Raw genomic sequence first — 8,159 nt, 5'->3', positions numbered from 1 at the left:
CTCAAGGCCCACTCGAAAGCAAGGATGGCTGGTGCCAAACCAAAGGCCACCATGTCGGAAAGCGAGTCGTACTCGGCGCCGAATGCACTTTGCGTATTGGTCAGGCGAGCCACACGCCCATCCAGGCTATCCAGCACCATCGCGACGAAAACCGTGGCCGCGGCTACATATAGGTTTCCATTGATTGCACTGACGATGGAATAGAAGCCAGCAAAGAGGTTGGCCGTGGTAAACAGATTGGGTAGCAAATAGATACCACGATGACGGACCTTGCGCCCCTCCGCGTCCCGCTCCTCCTCAATGTGCTCGTCGATGGGCAACAGACTTTCAGCTGCGGACCCTTTGTTGGACTCCTCCGGACGTTCGCTCATGAAAGCACCCTGCAGGTTCAGAAAGATTTTTGGCCGACGCCTACAATGCACGTTCGCAGGCAGTCCGCTCCATGGGGCTTTATACCAGAAGCCCGATTTGCAACAAAAAACGCGACCGAGGCCGCGTCTTTTTTATTTCATATGCCGAGCTTAGTTCTTGGTTTTGTCGACGATCTTGTTGGCAGCGATCCACGGCATCATGGCTCGCAGCTTTTCGCCGACAACCTCGATGCCATGAGCGGCATTGTTGCGGCGATAGGCAGTCATCGACGGATAATTGGCAGCACCTTCGGTGATGAACATCTTTGCGTATTCGCCGTTCTGGATACGCTTCAGGGCATTGCGCATGGCAGCCCTGGATTCGGCGTTGATGACCTCCGGGCCAGTCACGTATTCACCGTACTCGGCATTGTTGGAAATCGAGTAGTTCATGTTGGCGATGCCACCTTCGAACATCAGGTCGACGATCAGCTTCAGCTCATGCAGACACTCGAAATAGGCCATTTCCGGCGCGTAACCGGCTTCAACCAAGGTCTCGAAACCGGCCTTGACCAGCTCGACGCAGCCACCACACAGTACGGCCTGCTCACCGAACAAGTCGGTTTCGGTTTCATCTTTGAAGGTGGTTTCGATGATGCCGGTACGACCACCGCCGACGCCGCTGGCATAAGACAGGGCAACGTTCTTGGCATTGCCGGAAGCATCCTGGTAAATGGCGATCAGATCGGGAATACCACCGCCACGGACGAACTCGGAGCGCACGGTATGACCCGGCGCTTTCGGCGCGATCATGATCACGTCCAGATCAGCACGCGGCACTACCTGATTGTAATGGATGGAGAAGCCGTGGGCGAAGGCCAGGGTCGCACCCTTCTTCAGATTCGGCTCGATCTCGTCCTTGTACAAACGCCCCTGGAATTCGTCAGGAGTCAGGATCATCACCACATCGGCAGCGGCAACGGCATCCTTGACACTCTTCACGGTCAGCCCATGGGCTTCAGCTTTGGCTACCGAAGCGGAACCAGCACGCAGGCCGACGCAAACATCAACACCGGAATCCTTCAGGTTGCAGGCGTGCGCATGCCCCTGGGAGCCATAACCGATGATGGCGACCTTCTTGCCCTGAATGATGGAGAGGTCGCAATCTTTGTCGTAATACACTTTCATGAGTTACCCCTGATATCAGGCCCGCAAGGCCTTTCGTTAAATAGTGAGTACTTTGTCGCCACGGGCTATGCCGGTGACGCCGCTGCGCACGGTTTCCAAGATCGACGAAGTACCGATGGCGTGCAGGAAGCTATCCAGCTTGTCACTGGTTCCAGTGAGCTGGATGGTATAGACGCTGCTGGTGACATCGACGATCTGCCCACGGAAGATGTCGGTAGTACGCTTGATCTCGGCACGCTGGGCTCCGGTGGCCTTGACTTTGACCAGCAGCAACTCGCGCTCGATGTGCGCACTTTCCGACAGGTCTACCAGTTTGACCACCTCAATCAGCTTGTTGAGGTTCTTGGTGATCTGCTCGATCACCTCATCCTGACCAATGGTGGTCAGAGTCAGGCGGGACAGCGTCGGATCCTCAGTGGGCGCTACGGTGAGGGTCTCGATGTTGTAGTTGCGCTGCGAAAACAGGCCGACTACCCGAGACAGGGCGCCCGGCTCGTTTTCCATCAGCAGGGAAATGATGTGTCGCATGCTCAGGTCCGCTCCGTCTTGCTCAGCCACATATCGCGCATCGCGCCGTCTCTAATTTGCATCGGATAGACGTGCTCGCTGGTATCGACCGCGATATCGAGGAACACCAGGCGGTCTTTCAGGGCGAAGGCCTCCTCCATCATCGGCTTGAGGTCCTTCAGCTCGGTAATGCGCATGCCAACATGGCCATAGGCCTCGGCCAGCTTGACGAAATCGGGCAGCGACTCCATGTACGAATGCGAATAGCGGCTGTTGTACTGCATATCCTGCCACTGGCGAACCATACCCAGCGCGCCGTTGTTGAGGTTGATGATCTTCACGGGCAGGTCGTACTGCAGGCAGGTCGACATTTCCTGGATGTTCATCTGGATGCTGCCCTCCCCGGTGACACAAGCCACATCGGCTTCGGGAAAATTCAGCTTGACGCCCATGGCCGCGGGGAAACCGAAGCCCATGGTGCCCAGGCCACCGGAGTTGATCCAGCGATTGGGCTTGGCGTATTTGTAGTACTGGGCAGCGAACATCTGGTGCTGTCCTACGTCGGAGGCGACGTAGGCATCGCCCTTGGTCACCTCGTAGAGGGTCTCGATCACTGTCTGCGGCTTGATGATGCTGCCGTCACCCTTGTCGTAGGGGAACAGGCCGCGCGCGCCACGCCACTCGTCAATCTGTTTCCACCAGCTGGCCACGACATCCTTTTGCGGCATCACGCCGATCTCCTTGACGATGGAGATCATCTCGGTGAGCACGCTATCAACCGGCCCGACGATCGGAACGTCGGCCTTGATGGTTTTGGAAATCGACGCAGGGTCGATGTCGACGTGAATGATCTTGGCATTCGGACAGAACTTGGCTGCCCCATTGACCACGCGGTCATCGAAACGCGCACCGACGGAGAGGATCACGTCGGAATGATGCATGGCCAGGTTGGCAGTGTAGCTGCCATGCATGCCGAGCATGCCGAGGAATTGCCGGTCGTTGCCCGGATAGCCTCCCAGCCCCATCAGGGTATTGGTCACCGGCAGATTGAGCATCTGCGCCAGCTCGGTCAGTTGGGCGGCAGCCCTGCCCATGATCACGCCACCGCCGGAGTAGAGCACGGGACGCTTGGCTGCCAACAGCATCTCGACGGCCTTGCGAATCTGCCCGGAGTGGCCACGCAGCGCCGGGCTGTAGGAGCGCAGCTTGACCTTCTTCGGATAGACGTATTCATACTTCTGGGTCGGATCGCCCATGTCCTTCGGAATGTCCACCACCACCGGACCGGGCCGGCCGGACTCGGCGATGTAGAAAGCCTTCTTCAGCACCTCGGGGATTTCCGAGGGATGCTTGACGATGAAGCTGTGCTTCACGATCGGCCGGGAAACGCCGATCATGTCGGTTTCCTGAAAAGCATCGCTGCCGACCATGGTGCTCGGCACCTGCCCGGAAATCACCACCATTGGGATGGAATCCATATAAGCGGTGGCGATGCCGGTGACGGCATTGGTGGCACCAGGCCCCGAAGTCACCAGCACCACACCAGCCTTGCCGGTCGCACGGGCATAACCATCGGCCATGTGGGTGGCTGCCTGCTCGTGACGGACCAGGATATGGGTGACTTCCTTTTCCTTGAACAGGGCATCGTAGATGTGCAGAAGAGCACCGCCCGGATATCCGTAGATGTATTTAACGCCTTCGTCGCGCAAGAAGCGGACGACCATTTCAGCGCCGGATAAAAGCTCCACGTTGTTCACCTCTAGAACGCCAGATTGCCGCCCTCGACCGGACGGCCTGAATAGGTTACTGCCAAACAGGCATGAGCGACGGTTGTCGCCGCCTACGCAGCGCTGTCGAGCAAGTATCGGGAGGCCCCAGAGTGTGTTGCAGGATTCTCCCACCCAGCGCGAGGTAACGCGTTGCGGGTGTATCAGGTCGGCGTGGGTGACGCCTCATGTCTGCTGAGCTGAAGCCCGCTTGCGGCGAACCCCACTGCAGCGAACCTTGAATTGTTCGGATTCACTCAGGCCAAGTCAAGTAATGCCTCGGGCTTTCGCCCCTTCTGCCGCTGTGACGGGATGCCATGAGGCGCACTATCGTTCCGGTATAGTAGCGCCAGGCCTCTACCGAGACTTAAGGAATCCCCATGCGACGCATGATCCTCACGAGCCTGCTGCTCACTCTGGGCGCAACCGCGATGGCTGGTCAGGTTTACACCTGGGTGGACAAGCAAGGCGTGACCCACTTCAGTGAGCAACCCCCAAGCGACCAGGCAAGCTCCACACTCAACACGGCCGCTCCGGCCCCCCGGCTGCCTGCAGCGGAAAAACTGCCGCCTGTACAGTCAAACGACCCCGACCAGGAAACCATTGAGCGCAAGGTGAAGCGTGACATCGCCATCCAGGAAGCCAAGCGCCAGGAATACTGCGAAACCGTACGCACCCACCTGGCCCAACTGGAGAACAACCCCAGACTGCGCGCGCAGATCAATGGAGAAATGCGCAGGCTGACCGAGGAAGAACGCCAGACCCGCATTGCCGACGCGAAAAGGGCCATAGAGGGCAGCTGTCGCTGAACCGGCCGGCGAGCCTCAGTCTCCGCTCGAAACCAGCCTATCGACCTCGCCAAGCGACTCCAGCAGACGCCCCAGCTCGGCCAACCGCTCGGCATAGACCATCTCGGCCATTGGCCGGATTCCCGATACAGCAGGGAGAGCGCTGCCACTCTCAAGGATCTGCTTCATCCGCGGCAGAAAGATCCACTGCAGCCACTCTTCGAAGGCGAGAGCGTCGATACAGAATGGCTGCTTGCTGGAGAGTGCCTCATCGCTCGGTGGCAAGCGAGCCCACAAGCCCAGAACGCGCAACTCCCGCTCGATCAGCAGCAGTTGCTCGGCCAGCGCCGGGATACGCGCATCCATCACAGATTGACCCGCGCCCGCTCGCGGGCCTGCGCCGCGCCAGCCGCATCACCCTGGCGCTCGCGCGCCTGGGCGATCAGATTCCAAAGACTGGCCTGCAATGCCGGGCGACCGCCGGCATAGGTCAAGGCACGACGCGCCAACTGCTCGGCCTGGGCGGCATCGCCCTGGGCCAGGCGCACCTCGGCCAACCGATAGAGCACCTGCGGCTCGCGCGGGGCGATGCGCTGCGCTCTCTCCAGGCTGGAGGCGGCACTATCCAGATTGCCACTGCCCTGCTCCCGCTGTGCGGTGGTGAGCAGCGCCAGGACCGGACCATCGAGCTGCTCGTCGGCAGCCAGATTCCCCGAAACGGCGGAGCTGCCGCCCGGAACACCGCTCGGCGCACGGGGCACGGAATAGCCGGCATTACCGTCAGACGTGGTGGCAGTAATCGGCTGGGAAACGATCGGCGCCACGCTGCCCGAAACACCCGATGCCGGATAGGACTGGATCGGCGCCGAGCTGGCCCCGCCCCCGGGCACCATCACCACCACCCCGGCATCCTCGACGGGAGCCGGCGCCTGGGAAGGCGTCGCTACCGGGGGGCGGGAGGTCGTACCGCTGCCGCGCCCCTGCTGCTGGTCGTAAACCGAGCCACTCGCATCCACCACCGGGATCGAGCCATGCTCGACCGTCGCACAGCCACTCAGCAGCACGCTTGCCGCCACTGCACCAAACAACCACCTGTTCACCTGGCGCCCTCTTCGCTCAATTCGACCAGTCGCGCACCCAGTCCATGACATCCTGAACATTCTCGATCACATCCTGCACATTTTCGGCAGGCGCCTGCGGCAACCCACAAGGGGGTCCCAGTGGCGGCTCGCTACCCCGAATATAAGGCATCTGCACCGTATCCGGACAACCCGGCTCGGAGCCCAGCCCATTACGCGCATTCACCCAAACTTCGGTGACATTGTCCGGCACCGGCATGTCCAGCGGCAGCGGATCGGCCTTGGCCATGAAGTCCGTCCAGACCCTCAGCGCACCGGTGGCGCCGGTCAGTGGCGTCTTGCCGTTGTCGTCGCGCCCCAGCCAGACCACCGCCAGCAGATCCTGACTGAAGCCGGCGAACCAGCTGTCGCGCGAATCGTTGGTGGTACCGGTCTTGCCGGCCAGATTCAGCGAGCGCGGCAGCCGGCTGTAGACCGAACGCCCGGTTCCCTCGCGCATCACCCGCTGCATGGCGTTCTGCAGCAGATAGATGGCCCCCGGATCGAAGCGCTGCTGGATCTGGAACGGGTAGCGCTTGAGCGGCTCGCCGGCGGAGTCCAGGACACTGCGGATGCCGCGCAGCGGCGTGTTGAAACCGCCGCTGGCGATGGTCAGGTACATGCTGGACACCTCCATCGGGGTCAACGCCCCGGCCCCCAGCAACATCGACGGATAGGCCGGCCACTCGCGCTCGACGCCCAGCCGCGCCAGGGTCTTCAGCACGTTCGGCACCCCCAGCTCGAGGCCGAGCTTGGCGGTCGACAGGTTGTAGGAGTTGGCCAGGCCCTGATAGAGATAGATGTCGCCATGGGCCTGGTGATCGTAATTCTGCGGACGCCAGAGCTGGCCGTCCTGGCCCTTCACCGAGAAGGGCACGTCCGCCACCCAGCTGGTCAGGGTGTACTGGCTGGGCTTCTCCAGCGCGGTGAGATAGATCGCCGGCTTGATCAGCGAACCGATCGGCCGCACCGCATCCAGCGCCCGGTTGAAGCCGGCGAAACGCGGCTGCCGACTGCCGAGCAGGGCCAGCACTTCGCCGGTTTCCGGATTGCTCACCACCATCGACGCCTCGACCGGATCGCCGCCCTTGCCGATGCGCTTGAAGGTGTCGTGCACCGCGGCCTCGGCCTTGTTCTGCAGGATCGGGTCGAGACTGGTGAAGATGCGCAGCCCCTCCTCGGTGAGGTCGGCCTCCTGGTAATCCTCGCGCAACTGGCGCTTGACCAGATCGAGGAACGCCGGATGGGCGCTGTTGGCCAGGCTGCCACGGGCGGTGACACCAAGCGGCTTCTGCTTGGCGGCAGCGGCCTGCACAGCATCGATCACCGACTGCTCGGCCATCAGGTCGATCACCAGGTTGCGCCGCGTCATGGCCCGCTCGGGGTTGCGGCGCGGATTGTAATAGGTGGGTCCCTTGACCATCCCCACCAGCAGGGCGACCTGATGCGGCTGCAGCTCGGCCAGCGGCTGGCCGAAGAAATACTGGCTGGCCAGACCGAAGCCATGCACCGCGCGATTGCCGTCCTGGCCCAGGAACACCTCGTTGAGGTAGGCCTCGAGAATCTCGTCCTTGTCGTAGTGTAGCTCCAGCAGCACGGCCATCATGGCCTCGGTGGCCTTGCGTACCAGGCTGCGCTCGTTGCTCAGGTAGAAGTTCTTCACCAGCTGCTGGGTCAGCGTGCTGCCGCCCTGGACCACCCCACCCGCGGCGGCATTGACCCACAGGGCGCGGACGATGGATTTCGGCGACACCCCGAAATGACTGAAGAATTCGCGATCCTCCACCGCCACCAGGGTCTCCACCAGATAGGGCGGCAGCTCGTTGCGCTGGACCAGGATGCGGTCCTCGTTGTGCGCCGGGTACAGGCCGCCGATCAGCAGCGGCTCCATCCGCACGACGGGCAGGTCGCTACTGTCGGCACCGCTCAGGCCGGACACATAATCGCCGGAGAAACGCACGCGGATCCTTCGGGCCGGCTCGTCGCCCTCGTAGAAGCGGAAGCCGCGGGTATGCAGATCAACGGTGTTGCCGGACACAGCCGCCGAGCCCGGCCCGGCAACGGCCTCGCGGCGGTAGCCGAGCGCGTCCAGTTCGGTGAGAAAATCCTGCTTCGACAACTTGAGACCGGAGAACAGCTCCAGCGGCCGGGCGTAGACCTTGGCTGGCAGCGTCCAGCGCTTGCCGGAGAATTTCTCCTGCACCACGGCATCGAGATAAACGGCAAAACCAGCCAGCACCACCAGACCTACCAATGCAAGCTTGGCGGTCCAGCCCAGCCAGGAACGGAGGGCACCGGAGCGACGTGGAGAAGGGGATTTGGAGGAGCGGGTACGAGTCATGGCGGCGCATTATACGCACTTTACCCACCCTCGATAGCGCAGCCCGGCGGTTTGCAGGGGCGGTCACAGCAGCCATAATGCGGCCTTCCGCCCCGACCGCC

Annotated in this window: 8 protein-coding genes (1 of these 8 cut by a window edge); 1 reads left to right on the top strand and 7 read right to left on the bottom strand. The window is 61.7% G+C overall.

Features of this window, described 5'->3' with window-relative positions:
* From pssA to ACG10_RS04180, 4 genes are all read right to left on the bottom strand, one after another.
* Positions 1–371, bottom strand: the 5' portion of a protein-coding gene (gene pssA / locus ACG10_RS04195; protein WP_089167256.1) for a CDP-diacylglycerol--serine O-phosphatidyltransferase. The gene continues 445 nt to the left of window position 1, outside the view; only the first 371 of its 816 coding nucleotides appear in the window; it begins with the start codon at positions 369–371; its stop codon lies off the left edge, out of view.
* A gap of 150 nt (positions 372–521) precedes the next feature.
* Positions 522–1,538, bottom strand: a complete 1,017-nt coding sequence (gene ilvC, locus ACG10_RS04190; RefSeq protein WP_039802117.1) for a ketol-acid reductoisomerase — start codon at positions 1,536–1,538, stop codon at positions 522–524.
* A gap of 36 nt (positions 1,539–1,574) precedes the next feature.
* Entirely contained in the window at positions 1,575–2,066 is a 492-nt protein-coding gene (gene ilvN / locus ACG10_RS04185) for an acetolactate synthase small subunit (protein ID WP_039802115.1), read from the bottom strand.
* Between the two features lie 2 nt (positions 2,067–2,068).
* The gene (locus ACG10_RS04180; protein WP_089169788.1) at positions 2,069–3,793 is read right to left on the bottom strand and encodes an acetolactate synthase 3 large subunit; all 1,725 of its coding nucleotides are present in this window, start codon (positions 3,791–3,793) and stop codon (positions 2,069–2,071) included.
* Positions 3,794–4,191: 398 nt separating this feature from the next.
* Between ACG10_RS04180 and ACG10_RS04175 the strand changes: the two genes are divergently transcribed.
* Positions 4,192–4,620, top strand: a complete 429-nt coding sequence (locus ACG10_RS04175) for a DUF4124 domain-containing protein (RefSeq protein ID WP_169531037.1) — start codon at positions 4,192–4,194, stop codon at positions 4,618–4,620.
* A gap of 15 nt (positions 4,621–4,635) precedes the next feature.
* On the opposite strand, the gene ACG10_RS04170 is transcribed toward ACG10_RS04175, so the two are convergent.
* The 3 genes from ACG10_RS04170 to mrcB are packed head-to-tail and all read right to left on the bottom strand — an operon-like array spanning position 4,636 to position 8,058.
* Positions 4,636–4,965 carry a YqcC family protein gene (locus ACG10_RS04170; RefSeq protein WP_039802113.1) on the bottom strand — a complete coding sequence of 110 codons (330 nt, stop codon included), beginning with the start codon at positions 4,963–4,965 and terminating at the stop codon, positions 4,636–4,638.
* Positions 4,965–5,699, bottom strand: coding sequence for a tetratricopeptide repeat protein (locus tag ACG10_RS04165; RefSeq protein WP_169531035.1), 735 nt, complete (start codon positions 5,697–5,699; stop codon positions 4,965–4,967). The genes ACG10_RS04170 and ACG10_RS04165 overlap by 1 nt, the downstream gene beginning before the upstream one ends.
* Positions 5,700–5,715: 16 nt before the next feature.
* The gene (mrcB, locus tag ACG10_RS04160; protein ID WP_089167254.1) at positions 5,716–8,058 is read right to left on the bottom strand and encodes a penicillin-binding protein 1B; all 2,343 of its coding nucleotides are present in this window, start codon (positions 8,056–8,058) and stop codon (positions 5,716–5,718) included.
* Positions 8,059–8,159: the final 101 nt, after the last annotated feature.

The sequence above is a fragment of the Azotobacter chroococcum genome (genome assembly GCF_002220155.1).
Lineage (GTDB): Bacteria > Pseudomonadota > Gammaproteobacteria > Pseudomonadales > Pseudomonadaceae > Azotobacter > Azotobacter chroococcum.
Note: the sequence above shows the minus strand (reverse complement) of the source record. Positions and strands in the feature narration are given on the sequence as shown.